The organism is Streptomyces sp. NBC_00659, from assembly GCF_036226925.1.
Classification (GTDB): domain Bacteria; phylum Actinomycetota; class Actinomycetes; order Streptomycetales; family Streptomycetaceae; genus Streptomyces.
In genome coordinates, this window is the sequence record NZ_CP109031.1 from 5,683,782 (window position 1) to 5,703,154 (window position 19,373).

The 19,373-nt window shown below is 68.1% G+C and carries 17 protein-coding genes; 11 read left to right on the forward strand and 6 right to left on the reverse strand.

Features of this window, described 5'->3' with window-relative positions; all coding sequences use genetic code 11:
• Positions 1–55: 55 nt before the first annotated feature.
• Complete coding sequence (locus OG410_RS24840; protein WP_328449271.1) at positions 56–769, reverse strand: Crp/Fnr family transcriptional regulator; 714 nt, start codon at positions 767–769, stop codon at positions 56–58.
• Positions 770–1,199: 430 nt separating this feature from the next.
• Between OG410_RS24840 and rpsL the strand changes: the two genes are divergently transcribed.
• From rpsL to gdhA, 5 genes are all read left to right on the forward strand, one after another.
• Positions 1,200–1,571 (forward strand): 30S ribosomal protein S12, encoded by a 372-nt coding sequence (gene rpsL / locus OG410_RS24845; protein WP_003948652.1) that lies wholly within the window; start codon positions 1,200–1,202, stop codon positions 1,569–1,571.
• A 3-nt stretch (positions 1,572–1,574) separates the two neighbouring features.
• On the forward strand, positions 1,575–2,045 hold the full coding sequence (rpsG, locus tag OG410_RS24850) for a 30S ribosomal protein S7 (RefSeq protein WP_181650348.1): 471 nt from the start codon (positions 1,575–1,577) through the stop codon (positions 2,043–2,045).
• 39 nt (positions 2,046–2,084) lie between these two features.
• Entirely contained in the window at positions 2,085–4,214 is a 2,130-nt protein-coding gene (gene fusA / locus OG410_RS24855; RefSeq protein WP_329301210.1) for an elongation factor G, read from the forward strand.
• A gap of 143 nt (positions 4,215–4,357) precedes the next feature.
• Positions 4,358–5,551: an elongation factor Tu gene (tuf, locus tag OG410_RS24860; protein WP_326786071.1), complete on the forward strand. Its 1,194-nt coding sequence runs from the start codon at positions 4,358–4,360 to the stop codon at positions 5,549–5,551.
• A 385-nt stretch (positions 5,552–5,936) separates the two neighbouring features.
• Positions 5,937–7,292: an NADP-specific glutamate dehydrogenase gene (gdhA, locus tag OG410_RS24865; protein WP_329301211.1), complete on the forward strand. Its 1,356-nt coding sequence runs from the start codon at positions 5,937–5,939 to the stop codon at positions 7,290–7,292.
• Positions 7,293–7,363: 71 nt separating this feature from the next.
• On the opposite strand, the gene OG410_RS24870 is transcribed toward gdhA, so the two are convergent.
• The 4 genes from OG410_RS24870 to OG410_RS24885 form a co-directional block, all read right to left on the reverse strand.
• Positions 7,364–7,747, reverse strand: a complete 384-nt coding sequence (locus OG410_RS24870; RefSeq protein ID WP_329301212.1) for a hypothetical protein — start codon at positions 7,745–7,747, stop codon at positions 7,364–7,366.
• Positions 7,748–7,855: 108 nt separating this feature from the next.
• The gene (locus OG410_RS24875; protein WP_329301213.1) at positions 7,856–8,452 is read right to left on the reverse strand and encodes a Uma2 family endonuclease; all 597 of its coding nucleotides are present in this window, start codon (positions 8,450–8,452) and stop codon (positions 7,856–7,858) included.
• A 52-nt stretch (positions 8,453–8,504) separates the two neighbouring features.
• Complete coding sequence (locus OG410_RS24880; RefSeq protein WP_329301214.1) at positions 8,505–9,428, reverse strand: helix-turn-helix domain-containing protein; 924 nt, start codon at positions 9,426–9,428, stop codon at positions 8,505–8,507.
• Positions 9,429–9,678: 250 nt separating this feature from the next.
• A complete protein-coding gene (locus OG410_RS24885; protein WP_329301215.1) occupies positions 9,679–10,155 on the reverse strand; it encodes an ATP-binding protein in 477 nt (158 codons plus the stop codon).
• A gap of 148 nt (positions 10,156–10,303) precedes the next feature.
• On the opposite strand from OG410_RS24885, the gene OG410_RS24890 reads away from it, so the two are divergent.
• Genes OG410_RS24890 through OG410_RS24900 form a run of 3 tightly spaced genes read left to right on the forward strand, consistent with a single transcriptional unit; the run spans position 10,304 to position 12,065 of the window.
• Positions 10,304–11,152, forward strand: coding sequence for a helix-turn-helix domain-containing protein (locus OG410_RS24890; protein WP_443063794.1), 849 nt, complete (start codon positions 10,304–10,306; stop codon positions 11,150–11,152).
• Complete coding sequence (locus tag OG410_RS24895) at positions 11,149–11,418, forward strand: DUF397 domain-containing protein (RefSeq protein WP_329301217.1); 270 nt, start codon at positions 11,149–11,151, stop codon at positions 11,416–11,418. Before OG410_RS24890 ends, OG410_RS24895 begins: the two co-directional genes overlap by 4 nt.
• Positions 11,419–11,459: 41 nt before the next feature.
• Positions 11,460–12,065: a hypothetical protein gene (locus OG410_RS24900; RefSeq protein ID WP_329301218.1), complete on the forward strand. Its 606-nt coding sequence runs from the start codon at positions 11,460–11,462 to the stop codon at positions 12,063–12,065.
• An 18-nt stretch (positions 12,066–12,083) separates the two neighbouring features.
• Here the strand turns inward: OG410_RS24900 and OG410_RS24905 are convergent, their stop codons facing one another.
• Positions 12,084–13,103, reverse strand: a complete 1,020-nt coding sequence (locus tag OG410_RS24905; RefSeq protein WP_329301219.1) for a hypothetical protein — start codon at positions 13,101–13,103, stop codon at positions 12,084–12,086.
• A gap of 206 nt (positions 13,104–13,309) precedes the next feature.
• On the opposite strand from OG410_RS24905, the gene OG410_RS24910 reads away from it, so the two are divergent.
• From OG410_RS24910 to OG410_RS24920, 3 genes are all read left to right on the forward strand, one after another.
• On the forward strand, positions 13,310–17,971 hold the full coding sequence (locus tag OG410_RS24910; protein WP_329301220.1) for a DUF6531 domain-containing protein: 4,662 nt from the start codon (positions 13,310–13,312) through the stop codon (positions 17,969–17,971).
• Positions 17,972–17,995: 24 nt separating this feature from the next.
• Positions 17,996–18,460 carry a hypothetical protein gene (locus OG410_RS24915; protein WP_329301221.1) on the forward strand — a complete coding sequence of 155 codons (465 nt, stop codon included), beginning with the start codon at positions 17,996–17,998 and terminating at the stop codon, positions 18,458–18,460.
• A 299-nt stretch (positions 18,461–18,759) separates the two neighbouring features.
• A complete protein-coding gene (locus tag OG410_RS24920; RefSeq protein ID WP_329301222.1) occupies positions 18,760–19,296 on the forward strand; it encodes a hypothetical protein in 537 nt (178 codons plus the stop codon).
• The last annotated feature ends 77 nt before the right edge of the window (positions 19,297–19,373 follow it).

The window sequence follows — 19,373 nt, forward strand, 5'->3', positions numbered from 1 at the left end:
TGAACCGGTACGCGGGCGGGGCGGTCGGCGCGTCCCGGTGCGGGGGGCTGACGGTTCATCGCCGGGCGATCCGCCGCAGGACGTCCATGCGCAGGATCACCATCGTCCGCCGGCCCGTCAGCACCGCTTCCCGCTCCCGGAGTTCCTTCAGCAGGCGCTGGACCATCTCCCGGGACGCCCCCACCGAGCCCGCCAGCTCCTGCTTGCTCAGCGGGACGGAGAGCTCGATGCCCTCCTCCGTGCGGTGGCCGTTCGTGCGGGCCAGGTCGAGCAGGAGCGCCGCGAAGCGTTCGCGGACGCTCATGGAGGCGAACTCCAGGCGGCGCCGGTCGGCGGCGCGGGTGCGGTCCGAGGTGAGGCCGAGCAGGGCGAAGGAGACCGCGGGGGAGCGGGCGAGGAAGTCCCGGAAGTGTTCACGTACGAGCGCGACCGTGCGGACCGGCTCCAGGGCCGTCACCGTCGCCGAGCGCGGCCGGCCGGTGAGCGCGGCGGACTCCCCGACGATGTCGCCGGGGCCGCGCAGCGCGAGCAGCGCCTCGTAGCCGTTGGCGGCGGCCGCCGTCACCTTCGTCCAGCCGTGCGTCACGATCAGCACGTGCGAGGAGGGCTCGCTCTGGTGCAGGAGCACCGTCCGGGGCGCGTAGGACAGCTCGTGGCCGAGGGACAGCAGCGCGGAGCGGTCCTCGCTCTCCAGGCGTGCCAGGAAAGGCACCCGGTCGTCCAGGCTCTCGTCCCCGCCCGAGGGCGCGCCTAAGGGTGCAGCCGCCATGAGTCCATCCCCCGTCCCCGATCCGCCCCCGTGGCCGACGCACAGTGACCGGTGCGCGGCAACGGGTCAACGTACTCACCCAGTGTGTGCGGTGCGGACCGAATCGTGGACTTTCATCGCGGAACCGATGACAAGCTGCGCCAAGTGTGAAGTGCCCCGAGAATGGATCGGGAGAAGTCCGGCGTGTCGGGCACCACGGCATTTGTTTTGACCGAAGTCCATGAGGTAGGTACGCTCTTACCTTGTGCCTGGGGTGTGCCCTGGCTCTCGTGCGTGCCTTCAGACCGCAAGGGGAGCCGTAAGCGGCCACCGCAATCTGCGCCCTTTTCGCCTCGCGGCAAGGGTCCGCAGTATTCGACACACCCGACCGCGTGGGTCGGTGGCGTTCCAGGTTAGCTTCACCATTCGGCACACAGAAACCGGAGAAGTAGTGCCTACGATCCAGCAGCTGGTCCGGAAGGGCCGGCAGGACAAGGTCGAGAAGAACAAGACGCCCGCACTCGAGGGTTCGCCCCAGCGTCGCGGCGTCTGCACGCGTGTGTTCACGACCACCCCGAAGAAGCCGAACTCGGCCCTGCGTAAGGTCGCGCGTGTGCGTCTGACCAGCGGGATCGAAGTCACCGCTTACATTCCGGGTGAGGGACACAACCTGCAGGAGCACTCCATCGTGCTCGTGCGCGGCGGCCGTGTGAAGGACCTGCCGGGTGTTCGCTACAAGATCATCCGAGGTTCCCTGGACACCCAGGGTGTCAAGAACCGCAAGCAGGCCCGCAGCCGCTACGGCGCCAAGAAGGAGAAGTAGAAAATGCCTCGTAAGGGCCCCGCCCCGAAGCGCCCGGTCATCATCGACCCGGTCTACGGTTCCCCTCTGGTGACCTCCCTCATCAACAAGGTGCTGATGAACGGCAAGCGCTCCACCGCCGAGCGCATCGTCTACGGCGCCATGGAGGGTCTGCGTGAGAAGACGGGCAACGACCCGATCATCACGCTGAAGCGCGCGCTGGAGAACATCAAGCCCACGCTCGAAGTCAAGTCCCGCCGTGTCGGTGGTGCGACGTACCAGGTTCCGATCGAGGTCAAGCCCGGTCGCGCCAACACGCTCGCGCTGCGCTGGCTCGTCGGTTACTCCCGCGCCCGTCGCGAGAAGACCATGACCGAGCGTCTGCTCAACGAGCTTCTCGACGCCTCCAACGGCCTTGGTGCCGCTGTGAAGAAGCGTGAGGACACCCACAAGATGGCCGAGTCCAACAAGGCCTTCGCGCACTACCGCTGGTAGTCGTTACCCACATCGAGACCGAGAGAAGACTGAAGCCTTATGGCTACCACTTCACTTGACCTGGCCAGGGTCCGCAACATCGGGATCATGGCTCACATCGACGCGGGCAAGACGACCACCACCGAGCGGATCCTCTTCTACACCGGCGTCAGCTACAAGATCGGTGAAGTCCACGACGGCGCCGCCACCATGGACTGGATGGAGCAGGAGCAGGAGCGTGGCATCACGATCACCTCTGCTGCCACCACCTGTCACTGGCCGCTTGAGGACAACGACTACACGATCAACATCATCGACACCCCGGGGCACGTCGACTTCACGGTCGAGGTGGAGCGTTCGCTCCGCGTCCTCGACGGTGCCGTCACGGTGTTCGACGGTGTCGCCGGTGTCGAGCCGCAGTCCGAGACGGTGTGGCGTCAGGCCGACCGTTACGGCGTGCCGCGCATCTGCTTCGTGAACAAGCTGGACCGCACCGGCGCCGAGTTCCACCGCTGCGTGGACATGATCAAGGACCGCCTCGGCGCCGTCCCGATCATCATGCAGCTCCCGATCGGTGCCGAGATGGACTTCAAGGGCGTTGTGGACCTGGTCCGCATGAAGGCGCTCGTGTGGTCCGCCGAGGCGGCCAAGGGCGAGATGTACGACGTCGTCGACATCCCGGCCACGCACACCGAGGCCGCTGAGCTGTACCGCGGTCAGCTGGTCGAGACCGTCGCGGAGCACGACGACGAGATCATGGAGCTGTTCCTGGAGGGCCAGGAGCCCACCGAGGAGCAGCTGTACGCCGCGATCCGTCGCGTCACCATCGCGTCCGGCAAGTCCACCGATGTCACGGTCACCCCGGTGTTCTGTGGCACCGCGTTCAAGAACAAGGGCGTCCAGCCCCTGCTCGACGCGGTCGTGCGCTACCTGCCGACCCCGCTCGACGTCGAGGCCATCGAAGGCCACGACGTGAAGGACCCCGAGCTGGTCGTCAAGCGCAAGCCGTCCGTGGACGAGCCGCTGTCCGCGCTCGCGTTCAAGATCATGAGCGACCCGCACCTGGGCAAGCTCACCTTCGTCCGGGTCTACTCGGGCCGCCTGGAGACTGGCACCGCGGTGCTGAACTCCGTCAAGGGCAAGAAGGAGCGCATCGGCAAGATCTACCGCATGCACGCGAACAAGCGTGAGGAGATCGAAGCGGTGGGCGCCGGCGACATCGTCGCCGTCATGGGCCTGAAGCAGACCACCACCGGTGAGACGCTGTGCGACGACAAGAACCCGGTCATCCTGGAGTCCATGGACTTCCCGGCGCCGGTCATTCAGGTCGCCATCGAGCCCAAGTCCAAGGGTGACCAGGAGAAGCTGGGTGTAGCCATCCAGCGTCTCGCGGAGGAGGACCCCTCCTTCCACGTTCACTCGGACGAGGAGACGGGCCAGACCATCCTCGGCGGTATGGGCGAGCTGCACCTCGAGGTGCTGGTCGACCGTATGAAGCGCGAGTTCAGGGTCGAAGCCAACGTCGGTAAGCCGCAGGTCGCCTACCGCGAGACGATCCGCAAGACCGTCGAGCGTCACGACTACACCCACAAGAAGCAGACCGGTGGTACCGGTCAGTTCGCCAAGGTGCAGATCGCGATCGAGCCCATCACCGAGACCGACGGTCCGGCGTACGAGTTCGTGAACAAGGTCACCGGTGGCCGTATCCCGCGGGAGTACATCCCGTCGGTGGACGCCGGTGCGCAGGAGGCCATGCAGTTCGGCATCCTGGCCGGCTACGAGATGACGGGCGTCCGCGTCATTCTTCTCGACGGTGGCTACCACGAGGTCGACTCCTCCGAGCTCGCCTTCAAGATCGCCGGTTCGCAGGCCTTCAAGGAGGCCGCGCGCAAGGCTTCTCCCGTGCTCCTCGAGCCGATGATGGCCGTCGAGGTCACCACGCCCGAGGAGTCGATGGGTGATGTCATCGGCGACCTCAACTCCCGCCGTGGCCAGATCCAGGCCATGGAGGAGCGCAGCGGCGCTCGCGTCGTGAAGGGCCTCGTGCCCCTCTCGGAGATGTTCGGCTACGTCGGAGACCTCCGCAGCAAGACGTCGGGTCGCGCAAGCTACTCGATGCAGTTCGACTCCTACGCCGAGGTTCCCAGGAACGTCGCCGAGGAGATCATCGCGAAGGCCAAGGGCGAGTAACACACCCCGTTTACACGCTTTAGGCTTGACACCGACCGCCGGGGATGACCCGGGAGGGAAAACCTCGGCGGGCGGCATCCCAGCAAAGATCACCTGGCGCCGATGAGTAAGGCGTACCAGAACCACTCCGCAGGAGGACCCCAGTGGCGAAGGCAAAGTTCGAGCGGACTAAGCCGCACGTCAACATCGGCACCATCGGTCACATCGACCACGGTAAGACGACCCTCACGGCCGCCATTACCAAGGTGCTGCACGACGCGTACCCGGACCTGAACGAGGCCTCGGCCTTCGACCAGATCGACAAGGCTCCCGAAGAGCGCCAGCGCGGTATCACCATCTCGATCGCGCACGTCGAGTACCAGACGGAGGGCCGTCACTACGCCCACGTCGACTGCCCCGGTCACGCTGACTACATCAAGAACATGATCACGGGTGCGGCGCAGATGGACGGCGCCATCCTCGTCGTCGCCGCGACCGACGGCCCGATGCCGCAGACCAAGGAGCACGTGCTCCTGGCCCGCCAGGTCGGCGTTCCGTACATCGTCGTCGCCCTGAACAAGGCCGACATGGTGGACGACGAGGAGATCCTGGAGCTCGTCGAGCTCGAGGTCCGTGAGCTCCTCTCCGAGTACGAGTTCCCGGGCGACGACCTTCCGGTCGTCAAGGTCTCGGCGCTCAAGGCGCTCGAGGGCGACAAGGAGTGGGGCCAGACCGTTCTGGACCTCATGGCCGCCGTCGACGAGGCGATCCCGACCCCGCCGCGTGACACCGAGAAGCCGTTCCTCATGCCCGTCGAGGACGTCTTCACGATCACCGGTCGCGGTACGGTCGTCACCGGCCGTATCGAGCGTGGTGTCCTGAAGGTCAACGAGACCGTTGACATCATCGGCATCAAGCAGGACAAGACCACGACCACGGTCACCGGCATCGAGATGTTCCGCAAGCTGCTCGACGAGGGCCAGGCCGGTGAGAACGTCGGTCTGCTCCTCCGTGGCATCAAGCGCGAGGACGTCGAGCGCGGCCAGGTCATCATCAAGCCGGGTTCGGTCACGCCGCACACCGAGTTCGAGGCCCAGGCCTACATCCTGTCCAAGGACGAGGGTGGCCGCCACACGCCGTTCTTCAACAACTACCGTCCGCAGTTCTACTTCCGTACGACTGACGTGACCGGTGTTGTGACCCTCCCCGAGGGCACGGAGATGGTCATGCCGGGCGACAACACTGAGATGACCGTTTCGCTCATCCAGCCCGTCGCCATGGAAGAGGGCCTGAAGTTCGCCATCCGTGAGGGTGGCCGGACCGTGGGCGCCGGCCAGGTCACCAAGATCACCAAGTGATCTTGAGCCTGACTCGGTAGCTACAGCCTGAGCTGAGCTCCAGAAGGGGCCCGTACGACTTCGGTCGTACGGGCCCCTTCGCCGTGTCCGGCAACGCGTGTCCGGCCCACCTCGCGAAGGGTCCGGTCCACCTCGCGAAGCGGTCGCATCCGTATACGAAATCCGAACGAAGTTGCGACGCGGGGGAGGTTTCTGCAGGTGAAACGATTCCTGACGCGTGTCGGCATAATCACGTAACACATCCGTGATTTAGGAGGAAGACTGTAGGGACGGTCTCCCGCCCGCGGGCGGGGGCTCGACTGGTCTGGGCACCTATGCCGCCGGAACCGACCGGTCGAACCGACTCCGGTCAGTCGTTCCGGCAACCCCGTCTGAAGGGACCCCAGTGACCCGCCCTGACACGAAGAGCCGTATCGCCTCCTTGCTCGCCGACATCGAGCGGCGCAATCCGGCGCAGCCCGAGTTCCTCCAGGCCGCGAACGAGGTGCTCGAAACCCTGGCTCCGGCCCTCTCGCAGCGTCCGGAGTTCGCGGACGCGGCCCTCGTCGAGCGGCTGGTGGAGCCCGAGCGGCAGATCATCTTCCGTGTCCCGTGGCAGGACGACCACGGCAAGGTCCACGTCAACCGGGGCTACCGCGTGGAGTTCAACAGCGCGCTCGGCCCGTACAAGGGTGGTCTGCGGTTCCACCCGTCGGTGAACCTGGGCATCGTGAAGTTCCTCGGCTTCGAGCAGATCTTCAAGAACGCGCTGACCGGTCTCGGCATCGGCGGCGGCAAGGGCGGCAGCGACTTCGACCCGCGCGGCAGGTCGGACGCCGAGGTCATGCGGTTCTGCCAGTCGTTCATGACGGAGCTCTACCGGCACATCGGTGAGCACACGGACGTGCCGGCGGGCGACATCGGCGTGGGCGGCCGGGAGATCGGCTACATGTTCGGCCAGTACCGGCGTATCACCAACCGCTGGGAGGCCGGCGTCCTCACCGGCAAGGGCACGCACTGGGGCGGTTCGCTGATCCGGCCCGAGGCGACCGGGTACGGCAACGTCCTGTTCGCCGCCGCCATGCTGCGGGAGCGCGGCGAGGACCTGGAGGGCCAGACCGTGGTCGTCTCCGGTTCCGGCAATGTCGCGACCTACACGATCGAGAAACTGATTGCTCTCGGCGCCAACCCGGTGACCTGCTCCGACTCGACCGGCTACGTCGTCGACGACAAGGGCATCGACGTCGAACTGCTCAAGCAGGTCAAGGAGGTCGAGCGCGGCCGGGTCTCCGACTACGCGGCACGGCGCGGCGCCTCGGCGCGGTTCGTCACGAACGGCAGCGTCTGGGACGTACCGGGCGATGTCGCGCTGCCCTCGGCCACCCAGAACGAGCTGGACGCGGCCGCGGCGGCCACCCTGATCGGCAACGGCGTCAAGGCGGTCTCCGAGGGCGCCAACATGCCCACCACCCCCGAGGCGGTCCACCTCTTCCAGAAGGCGGGCGTCGCCTTCGGCCCCGGCAAGGCGGCCAACGCGGGCGGTGTCGCGGTCAGCGCGCTGGAGATGAGCCAGAACCACGCCCGCACCTCGTGGCCGCGCGAGCGGGTCGAGGACGAACTGACCCAGATCATGAACAACATCCACGCCATCTGCCACGAGACCGCCGAGCGCTACGGCGTCCCGGGCGACTACGTCAGCGGCGCGAACATCGCGGGCTTCGAGCGGGTCGCGGGCGCGATGCTGGAGCAGGGTCTGATCTGACCGGGCCGGACCCCGGAGAAAGGGCTCGTACGACCGGCCTCGGCTGTACGAGCCCTTCGTCATGTCCGGGCTCAGGCAGCCTCGGGAACCGGCTGCGGGCCGATCGCCATGACGGCGAGGACCGTCAGACGCATGACGGCGCCGCCGGCCAGCGCCGCGAGGAGGCCGTCGACATGGACGCCGTAGTCCATCTGCGAGCCGATCCAGGAGACGAGCAGCCAGAGCAGCGCGTCCTGGACGATCCCGATCGCGGCGAGTGCGAGCACCGCGCCCGGGGGAGCGGTGCGGACGGCGCTGGGGTAGGTGTGGATGAGCTGGTTCACGAGGAGGAAGACGACACCGCTCAGGACCACTTCCCAGGGCGGGTCCTCGACGATCAGAGAGATGCCGGGCAGCGCGGCGACGGCGAGGGCCGCGCCGAGGTACGTGCCTACTATGCGTCTTCGTTTGTACATGGACCGGATCATCGAACCGGCACGGCGGTCTCACAAGCCCTTGTCACGGAGAGGAAGTGGAGGCCTTCCTGCGAGTTCCGCGGCCGCGGACGGCGGGTCGAGGCCGGGTCAGGTGTTCGAGTACAGCGGCAGGTTCGCCGTGGAGATCGTCCAGTCGGCGATGGTCACGTCCTCGCCGTAGACGAAGTCCTTACGGGCCGCGTAGCGGGGGCCGTCCGGGGTGGGGTGGATGTCGGTGAGGACGGCGCCGGTACCGGTGCGGGGGTCGAAGATCGCGTAGACGGGGATGCCGATCAGGGCGTAGTCGCGCATCTTGCCGACCCAGTCGTTGTCGGGGTTGGAGCGGGAGACCACTTCGACGGCGGCGACGACGTCGTGCGGATCGATGGCTGCCTCGGTGTCCAGATCGGTCCAGGCGATGACCATGACGTCGGGGTGGCGCATGATGCCTTCCGGCTCATTCTCCACATCGGGCGTGCCGTTGTGGGCCAGGAGCTCGTCCGGCATCACCTTCTCCAGCCGGCGGCTGATGTGTGCTGCCGTGACCTCGTGCGGCCCTCCCGGCGACATCATGTCGTGGACGATTCCTTCCTTGGTGATTTCGAATTTGCCCGGAAGCGTGTCGTCCATGGGCTCGAGGAACTCGCGCATCGCCCGGTACCGGTGGTGGGGGTCCCGCCGTGCGTTGTCAGGGGCGATGCTCATAGCGTGCGCTCCTCGTCGTCTCTGCCCGGGGGCAAGGGTCGTCCCGTTCATGCTAGGCGGCCTCCGGGAGATCGGACCGGCGTCGACAGCGGGCGCAGCGGCCCGGTTCGGGTGCGCGGAAGGCGCGGTCGCAGCCGTCGCAGTTCTGGAGCGGGTGCGGGTGAGCTGTCACCGGGACGGTGGGTGTCCGGGGCGGCAGCGACTCCGTGAGCCGGTGCGACATGACGCCCGCCGGATGGCGCAGCGGCTCCCGGGGCAGGCCCGAGGTCAGCGTGGCCCGTACGGCCTCGGGCGCGACACCGCGTTCCAGCCAGGCGCTGACGGCCGGAGCGAGGCGGTTCACGTCGCGCTCCGAGAGCAGGAGACGCGGGTCCTCCCGGTGGAGGCTCGCGAGGAGCACGGTGGCCGTGAGGTGGCGGTCGGGGTCGTGCGTGTCGGGGGTGGGGAGGGGGCGTTTTGGCATGGGTGCCGGTGCCGGTGCGGCTGCTGCTGCGGTCGGGGGTGCCGGTGCGGGAGGGAGTCCTGCCGCCGGTGGCACGGCCGCGCGCTCACGCTCGGGTTTTCGGGGCGCTCCCGGTGGCGGGCCCGGCTCGGGTGCCGTCGGCCGGGCGGTGGGAGCGGCGAGCCCCTGCGGCTGGTTGTACGACACCGTGTGCGTGACCACCCGGCCGCTCGGCAGCCGTTCCCGCCTGCGGGTCAGATAGCCGTGGGCCTCCAGCTCCCGCAGACTCGCCGCGATGCGCGTCTCGCCCTCCCGGAAGCGCGCGGCGAGCGACTTGATGTCGACGCGGGCCCCTTCGGGCAGCGACTGGATGTGGGCGGCGAGCCCGATCGCGGTCAGGGAGAGCGCGCGGTGCTGGGTGAGGTGGTTGCCGACCGTCGTGAACCGCGCGGTGTGGCGGACGTTGATGTGGGTGACGCCCCGCGGAATCCGGGGCTGGGCGCACGGGGGCGCGCTAAAGTTCTGGGTACCCATCGGGAAGGTGCTCTTCCTTGTTGGTGAGGCCCTCGATCGGGATGCCAGTCCCGGCCGGGGGCCGTTGTCTGTCTGCGGTTGTGTTGCCGCCGCGAGCATATGCCCGGCAATAGCCGCTAAATCCAGCTCAGTTGCTGATTGTCACCCTTGCGGGTGATGGGTCGGCCGCGGGGAGGCTGGTGGGGTTGGTGGGTGGTTCTCACCTCGGGCTTTTAAGAGCTTTTGATGTCGTGCGTGACCGCGTCGTCGATCACCGGGTCGTCGCATTCCGCGATCCGGTGGGTGCCGGGACGGATCCCCCGGACGCGAGCGACAGTTCGGCCCAGACGGTCTTGCGCGGGGAGGGGCCTGGTGTCACGCCCCAGCGGTCCGCGAACGCGTCCACGAGGAGCAGGCCGCGCCCCGAGTCGATGTCGGCCTCCGCCGCACCGAGTTGGGGAAGTCGGTCACCCACGGTGTCCGTCACCTCGATGCGGAGGGTGTCGCCGACGACGTACAGCGTGAGCCGGAAGTCCCGTCCCGGCACGCGTCCGTGCGTCGCCGCGTTGGTCGCGAGCTCAGCGACGATCTGGTCGGCCGGACTCAACGGCAGCCCCCAGGAGCGGAGTTGTTCGGTCGCGAGCAGTCTCCCCAGGCGGGCACCGCGTGGCGTGGGGGACAGCAGCACGCTGAAGTTGCGGACGGGTTCGACGGGTTGGGCTTCGGGCCCGGCAGTTTCCTGATTCACGTCACTCAGCGTGTCCGACTCCGCCTACGGTGAGCTGCGATGACGTCGGTGCGTACAGGGTTTGTCCGGTTGTTGTCCCGATCTGTCCCGGCTGTCCCGGCTGTCCCGGGTGTCGTACGGGAACGGTGGGCGTTGGAGGTGGGTGGGTGTGAGCAGCGAGAGTGCGGACGAGCCCGGGTGGGACGTGAGCCCCGAGGACGAGATCGCCCCGGTGGTCGAGGCGACCGGCCGCCAGGTCAGGCTCTGGCGGGAGGCGGCCGGGATGCGGGTGGTCGAGTTCGGGCGGGCGATCGGGTACGGGGAGGACCTGGTCCGGAAAGTGGAGCGCGGTGCGCGGATTCCCCGAGCGGACTTCCTGGACCGCGCGGACGACGTCCTGAACGCCGGCGGGCATCTCCGGGCCTTCAAGGAAGACATGGAGAAGGCCCGGTACCCGAAGAAGGTCCGCGAGCTGAAGATGCTGGAGGAGCGGGCGGTCGAGCTGCTGCTGTACAGCAACCACAACATCCATGGGTTGTTGCAGACGCCCGAGTACGCGCAGGCGCTGTTCGAGACGCGCCAGCCTGCCTATCCCCAGGAGGTGGTGGAGCGTGAGACAGCTGCGCGCATGAGTCGGAAGGTGATCTATGAAAGGTCGCCTGCCCCAGCACTCAGCTTCATTCAGGAAGAGGTGACGCTGCGGCGCCCGATCGGGGGGAAGATGAAGCTGCGCCGCCAGCTCGAACACCTTCTGCACATTGGCCAGTTGCGGAACGTGGCGCTTCAGGTGATGCCGACCGACCGCGAGGATCATGCCGGGATGCAAGGGCTCATCGAGGTGCTGAAGTTCGATGACGGTACGGCGGTCGGGCGATCCGACGGCGCGTTCAATGGTCGCCCTGTCTCGGACCTCAGGGACTTGCGGATCTTGGAGCTGCGCTATGGCATCATCCGGGCCCAAGCCCTCACCCCGAGGGAGTCGTTGACCTTCATCGAGCAACTGCTGGGAGAGACATGATCCATGTGACCTCCCCCGAGAACCCCTCGGGGCTGATCTGGTTCAAGAGCAGCTACAGCAGCAGCAGCGAAGCCGGCGACTGCGTCGAAGTCGCCCTGGAGTGGCGCAAGAGCAGCTACAGCAGCAGCAACGGAAACGACTGCGTCGAGATAGCCCCCACCCCCACCACGATCCACATCCGTGACTCCAAGAACCCGGGTGGCGCCCGCCTGGCGATGGCCCCCGCCGCCTGGACGGCGTTCATCGGCTTCGTCGCCCAGGGCTGACCGAGGGAGCGGCGATCCACCCGCAGAGTTACGCCCGTACCGTGTTCGCCGCCTTGGGCGGAGTCGTCGAGATCGGCGCGGTGAACCACGCCGGCACCTGGGACCTGGCCGATGTCTCGGTGGGGGACTTCCTGGCGCCCAGGGGCGAGGACATCGCACGGATCATGGCGGCCGTCCGGACGATCGGCCGGTTCGACGCGCCCGTGATGGCCATCTCGGACGAGCTGGGATACCTGCGCGAGCACCCGGTCGAGGCGCCGTTCCTGCTGCTCTGGTCGGCGGGCGTCACCTGGGTTCCGGAGTCGGCGGAGAACGTCACGTACCTGGAGGAGCCGCACGTGGTGCGCCGGATGTGCCGTATGGGCGCGGACCTCCAACTGACCCGTCTGCTGGACGCTTTGGTGACCGCCGGCATCGCGGCCGGAGTGGACGCCGAGGAGGGCGGGAGCCTGGTCGCCGGGATCATCCGCATCGCCTGTGACCTGGTGGGCGATGCCGGGCGCAACACTCCGGAAGGCGTCTTCCGGATGTGGCGGGTGGCCGAGCTGCCGGACATCCTGCGCCCGGACTCCGGTGCGCCGGAGTACGGCAAGGCCGGGTACAGGGCGTACGACGCGGAGCTGGAGCGGTTGCTCGCGCCGCTCTGAGGCCCGCTCGGAGAACAGTCACTGCATGTTCTGGACGTGCGGATGGTCGTACGAGGACACGCACACGTAGATCTGCATGGTGTACCCGCGGCCGATGTTGAGCTGGGTGGCGCAGGCCGGGCCGAGGAAGTGCAGGCCGCTGTAGTCGGCGTCCTCCAGGGGGCGCCAGCTCCCGCTGCCGCCGTCCCACTCGGTGCCGTCGATCGTGAGCAGGGGACGGACGTCCGAGCCGCACTCGGGGCAGGACATCGGGAACGGATCGCTGAAGCTCCAGGGCGCGTGGCCGCCGAGCTTGCAGCCGGGGGCGACGCTGAGGTCGTACTGGTAATCGACGACCTCGATGTCGTCCTCGTCGTCCGGGTTCTGTTCGTCCTCCCAGGCGTGGATCCGGTCCGCCAGTTCCTCGGGGAGTTCGTGCGGGGCCGGGTACTCGGTGACCGTCTCGGGGTGGAGGAGGCACGGCTCGGGCAGGTAGTCGTCGTTGCCGATCACCGACGGCTCCGGGCGTGCGGGGAGCGGGTCGGTGACGTCGGCGGAGGCCCGCCAGTACAGCTGGGCGGCAGGGAGGTAGTCCTCGTCGTGGTCGAAGGGGCACCAGAGGACTTGCAGCAGGTCGGTGCCGGCCGGGCGGGGCAACGTGGGGATGTCGGCGGCGTAGAGCTGGACCACGGGGATGAGCGGGACCGGGCCGTCCTGCGGTGTCCGCGTCGCCGCGACGGCACGGTCGACGATCACGCGCTCCTCGGGGGTGAGGAAGTCGGCGCCCTCGACGCGAGGCCGGGTCCAGCCGTCGGCGAGGATGCGCCGCCGCTGCCTTACGTCGCCGGGGGCCAGACCGCTGTGCGTGGGCGCGTCGTGGTCGGGGCAGGTGGGCCACGGCTCGTCGGCGGGCCACAGCAGGGGACCGCCGATCGAACTGTCCTTGACCGTAGGGGTACTTGGACGCGGATGCAGCCGCACGGCGGTGCGGGCCAGGGGCGCGAGCTCGGGGAACAGAGCGGTGATGTCCAGGGGCCGCGGGGGAGTGGTACGAGACATGGGGTGAGGCTACGGGCCCAACGGGACCTGCGATCAAGGGGCATGGGGTGCATCCCGGTCGAGCGGGGCCGGTGGCGCACTCCCTGAGGAAGAGGGGTCGCGCACGGTGCCCTGCCGCGAGGCGGCCACTGTGTCGAATCGGTGTTCCCTGTAAGTTCGCTTGTGCGTATGGGTGTTGCCGAACTGGGCGTGACGGGGGTTGCGGCATGGCGGGGAATCGGCCGGGTGACTGGCATGTGCTGGATCTGGAGGCGGATCCGACGCCGGGGGATCCGGACCGGGTGCGGAAGCTGTCGAAGGACCTGCATGATTTCGCGGATGACGTGTCGGACGCGTTGCGTCTGATCAAGGGGATGGCGGGCGAGGACGCCGTCCTGCGGTGGGCGGGGAAGTCGGCGAAGGCGTTCCAGGGCGAGTTCTCGGGTGTGCCGAAGCAGCTGACGAAGCTGAAGAAGTCGTACGAGATGGCGGGTGACGCGCTCGCGGAGTACTGGCCGAAGCTGGAGCGCGCGCAGGCGCTGGCGGACAAGGCCCTCGCCAAGGGGCGGGAGGCGCAGGCCGATCTCACCTCCGCCAAGTCCCGTCTGTCGTCGGCGGATTCGTGGGTGACGCGGGCCGGCAAGGAAGCGGACAAGTACAAGGACGATCCGACCGGCAGCAAGGACGCGGAGAAGCCGGACGAGGCGAAGGTGCGGGCGGCGACGCGGGACGCTCAGCACGCCAGGTCGGCGCAGACCTCGGCCCGGTCGGATGTGTCGGATGCGAACAGTGCGCTGGACGCGGCGAAGAAGATGGCCGCGGACGCCCGCAAGATGCGGGAGGAGGCGGCGCGGGACGCGAAGTCGAAGATCGACGAGGCGTCCGACGCCGGTGTTCGCAACCGGAAGTGGTGGGAGGAGGTCGGGGACTGGTTCACCGACAACTGGGACACCATCGTCGCGGTCTGCAAGGTCGTCGTGGCCGTCGTCGGCATCATCGCGATGATCATCGGGGGGCCGATCCTTGGCGTGATCGTGCTGATCGCCGCGCTGGTCGTCCTCGCCGACACGCTCAACAAGTACGCGAAGGGCCAGGCGTCCCTGTGGGATGTGGGCTTCGCGGCGCTGGACTGCATACCCGGCATGAAGGGGATCACCACCCTCGGCGGGCTCGCCAAGGGCCTCAAGGGCGGCCTGGAGGCGATGAAGGGCCTCAGGGTCGGGCTCAAGGGGATGGGCCTGGCGGCTCGGGGGCTGGGCAAGAACGGCGCCCAGTACATGAAGGATCTCTTCAAGGGGCTGCGCTCGGGGGCGGGCGACGAAGCCAAGGCAGGCAAGAACATGGAGGGGCGCTGCAAGGGCGGCGACCCCATCGACATGATCACCGGTGAGATGCTGATGTCCCACACGGACGTCCGTCTCCCGGGCCTGCTGCCCTTGGTGATCGAACGCCACCACACTTCGAGCTTCCGCTCCGGACACTGGTTCGGACCGGCGTGGATGTCGACCTTCGACGAGCGCCTGGAACTCGACGCCGAGGGAGCCGTCTGCGCGAGCGCGGACGGCATGCTCCAGGTCTACCCTGTGCCCGAGCCCGGCAGTCCGGTATTGCCGAGTCGTGGCCCTAGGCGCCCGCTGACCTGGGACGGAACTCCTGACGGCACCGTAACGATCAGCGACCCGTTCACGGGACTGGTCCGACACTACGGACCCGCGTCAGGGCCGGACTCCCCCGACGCAGGCAGCGGAACTGCTGTCGTGCTCCCGCTTTGTGCCGTCACCGACCCCAACGGTCAGCGCATCGACTTCAGGCGGACCGCCGAGGGTGTGCCCGTCGCGGTCCAGCATTCCGGCGGCTACCGGCTCGCCGTCGACACCGCGGACGGCCGGATCACAGCTCTGCGGCTCCTGGGGGACACCGGCGACGTGACCGGCTCGCACTCCGGCACGGTCCTGCGCACCTACCTCTACGAGGACGCCGAGCGGCATCTCACCGCGGTAGCCGATTCCATCGGTCGCCCCTACCGGCTGACGTACGACGAACTCGGCCGCATCACATCCTGGACCGACCGGAACGATCGCTGGTACCGCTACGCGTACGAAGGCGCCACCGACCGCGTGGTGCGCGGCACCGGGCAGGACGGCGCAATGTCCGCGCAGTTCGCCTACGACGAGGCATGGCGTGTCACCACGATGACCGACAGCCTCGGCCACCGCACCGAGTACCACTACGACGAACACCTCCACCTCACTCGTGTCGTCGACCCGCTGGGCTTTGCCGTGCACACCGAGTACGACGCGTACGGGCAATTGCTCTCCCGCACCGACGAGCTGGGCAACACCACACGCCTTACCCTCGACGATCACGGTCAGCCGGTGCGCCTGGACCGGCCGGACGGCACCAGCGTCCAGGTGGCGTACGACGGCCTCCTGCCGGTCGCCGTCACGGAAGCCGACGGGGCTCGCCGGCAGTACACGTACGACGACCGGGGCAACCTGCTCACCACTATCGACCCGCTGGGTGCGGTGAGTTCGTACACCTACGACGAACAAGGGCGCCGGACCACGGAGACCGATGCGCTGGGCAACGTGTTCCGGTTCGACAGCGACGGGGCCGGGCTTCCGGTGGGGGTCGTCGATCCGCGTGGCAGTGTCGTCACCGTGCGCAGGGACGCGTACGGCCGTGTGGTGCGCATCGACGACCCGGTCGGAGGGACCGTCCGCCAGGGCTGGGACTCCGAGGGCCTGCTGCTGTGGCGCGAGCGCGCCGACGGCGGCAGGGAGACCTGGTCCTACGACGGGGAGAGCAACCTCACCGAGCACTGTGACGCGGGCGGTTCCACCACCGCATTCGAGTACGGGGCGTTCAACAAGCCCACGGTCAGGACGGATCCGGACGGCACGCGCTACCTCTTCACCCACGACACCGAGATGCGGCTCACCGCCGTGACCAATCCGCTCGGCGACGAGTGGAGTTACCGCTACGACGCGGCGGGCTGCCTCGTCGCCGAGACCGACTTCGACCGCCGCACGCTCACCTACGTCTGCGACTCGACCGGCCGCCAGGTCGAGCGGGCGAACGGCAGCGGCCAGACCGTGAGGATGACCCGTAACGCCGAGGGGCGCGTGGTGGAGTCGCGCACGGGCGACGGCGCGGTCACGTTCCTGCGCTACGACGTGGCGGGACGCCTGGTGGGGGCCTCGAACCCCGACAGCACCGTCGCCTACGGCTACGACGCGGTGGGCAGGATCGTCACCGAGACCGTCGACGGTCGGACCGTCACGAGCGTGTACGACCCGCTGGGGCGACGGGTGCGGCGTACCACGCCCTCCGGCGCGACTTCGCAGTGGGCCTACGATTCCACGGGCCTGCCCACCTCTCTCGTTACCGCGGGCGGCGAGCTGACCTTCACACACGACGCCGCCGGCCGGGAAACCGCACGCGGTCTGGGCGCCGCCGCCACCCTGACGCAGTCCTGGGACGCGGGCCACCGGCTCGTCGAGCAGATCATCCGGTCGGGGACTGCCGACGACGGCGGAACCGGTGCCGCGCACGTGCGCCAGTCCCGCTCGTACGCCTACCACGCGGACGGTCACCTGACGGGGTTCGCCGATCGGCTCGGCGGCAGCCGCAGGTTCGACCTCGACCGTGCAGGTCGCGTCACACGGGTGTCGGCCGAGACGTGGACCGAGTCCTACGCCTATGACGACCTCGGCAATCTCACCGCCGCCAGTCATCCGGCCCCCGGCGGGAAGGATGCTCAGGGCCCGGTGCGGCACTCCGGGACGACGGTCGACTCGGCGGGCCGTACGGCGTACGAGCACGATGCTCAAGGGCGCGTGACCCGCGTCATTCGACGGACGTTGTCCGGCCTGCGCAGGATCTGGACGTACACCTGGGACGCCGAGGACCGGCTCACCGAGGCGGCGACGCCCACCAGTGGTGTCTGGCGGTACCACTACGACGCGCTTGGCCGGCGTACCTCCAAGCTCCGTGTGGCAGAGGACGGTTCGATCGTCGAAGAGATCCTCTTCACCTGGGACGGCACCAACCTCGCGGAGCAGCGGACGCTCCGTGACGGCGTGGTGGAGACCGACACGTGGGACTGGGAGCCGGGCACCCACCGGGCGGCCGCCCAGTTGCGGAACCGGTGGCGGCCCGAGGACCAGGACGACGTCGACAGGCAGTTCTACGCGATCGTCACCGACCTGGTCGGCACGCCCAAGGAACTCGTCGGCGAGGACGGCATGATCGCCTGGCGGGCCGCCACCAGCCTGTGGGGAAGGCCGCTGGCCGGCGACGGCGGAGGGCTGTGCCCACTTGCCTTTCCCGGCCAGTACCGCGACTCGGAAACCGGCCTGCACTACAACCTGTCCCGCTACTACGACCCGGACACCGCGAGCTACCTCTCACCCGACCCGCTCGGTTTGGACCCGGCCCCCAACCATCACGCGTACGTCGGCAACCCCTTCCGATGGAGCGACCCGCTCGGCCTCGAGGACGACGAGCCGGTCCGCATCTACGACGACTCGACGTACGACAAGCATGGTTCGGGCAGCAGTTCGTCGGCCAAGGGCGAGATCGGTCGTGCGCCCTCGGACGGCCAGGCCGCGCTGGACCGGTCCATCCAGTTGGGCGACCCGAACAACCCGGCCGAATTCCGGCGCCTCGGTGTGGACCACGTGAACAACGAGATCGTGGTCCTCGATCGGCACGAGTACCGTACGGACAAGGACGGCAAGATCATCAAGGAGATCTACCACGGCCACGTGCAGGCCCGGTACCCGTCGAAGAGCGTCGGGGAGAACGACCTCACCAGGCTCGTGAAGTCCAAGATGATCAATAACAAGAAGAAGCAGAAGGTGCTCCCGCCCCCGTGCAACGGCTGACGGGCGAAAGAAGGAAGACTGTTCATGGCGGCCGAATGGGACTGGGAAACCGGCGAAGGTGTGTCGCATGTCGACGACCCCGCAGAGGTGGACGCCGCCTTCGCACGGGGTGAGTGGCCGCTCGGTTCGGCGGTGATCGGGTTGGCCTTCAACTGCGCACTGGACGAAGCGTCGCCCCGGATCGTCAGAGCGATGCAATTGACGGACCCGAATCAACGGGCGTTGGCCTTCACCGCGGCGGGCGCGGCGGCCAGGCTCAACGGCGAACTGACCGCAGAGCTGTACGCAGCGCTCCAGGCCGAGGGCCGGGGCGCCTTCGCCGAGCACGCCATCAGGGACACCTTGACCTTCGTGCCGTTCCGGAAGCTGCCGTTGTGGTTCAAGTGGCAGATGGTGCGGACAACCGTGGTGGACAAGCTGGCGTACTGGCGGATGCTGTTTGTCGACGCGATCGAAGCCGCCTGGCTCGCCCTGCGTCGACGGCGCTGAAGGAAAGGGGGAGTCGCTCGTGTGCCGACGCGCCCGAACCGGCGGGAGCGAGGGGAGCGGCCGAAATCCATGAGACGGCGTACGACGGAGGAAACGGGCGCCACGGGCCATGACGCGCCGATTTCCGAGACGGTACTCGGCTACGACGTGGTCGCACCGTTGTGGACGATTCTGGAGCTGGGTGCGGTGGCGGAAGCGGGAGTCCGGGCCTTGCGGGACGCCCGACTCGGAGGCTTCGTGACGGCTCGCCGGAATGACATAGATCGGTCGAAGGAACCCCCTCGTCCGAGGGGGACTTGATGGACCGAGTGGATGCCCTCGTCCTCGGGCGGGGGTACATCGGTGTGGGTCGGGCCGCGGAACTGGCGGCGACGATCACCGAGTTGCGCACCCACGTGCTCGACTGGCTGCGTGTGGCGCGTGACGCCCAGGACTGGCGCAGGTTCGAACGGCTCGCGGCGATCGCGGTCCACTTGCATCCCGAGGGCCTCGGGCCGGTCCTGTCGTCGGTCGTGGCGCTGAACCCTTCAGGTGCGAGCACGGAAGATCTGATCGACATGCTGGGCGAGCTCCGCGCTCCCGAGGCCGTGGAGCCGATCAGCGGGCTCGTGCGGGAACGAAAGGATTCAGACGGTCCTTTTTTCCCGCTCTGCGTGAAGGGAATTCAGTCACTTGCCGAGATCGGGACTGCCGAGGCACTCGCATTTCTGCGGGATATCGCCATCAGCGGGCCGGGCGAATGGCCGAACCCCTTGCGGTGGCATGCGGCGGAGGAACTGGGCATCGAGGACGAACTCGGCTTCGACGAGGACGAGATGCTGGGTGGCGCGTCGTAGCCGTTGACGAATCCAGAGGCGCCTGCCGAGCGGCGCGGGCCGGCGGCCCCGCTCGGAGTGGGTTCGCGTTCGCCGCG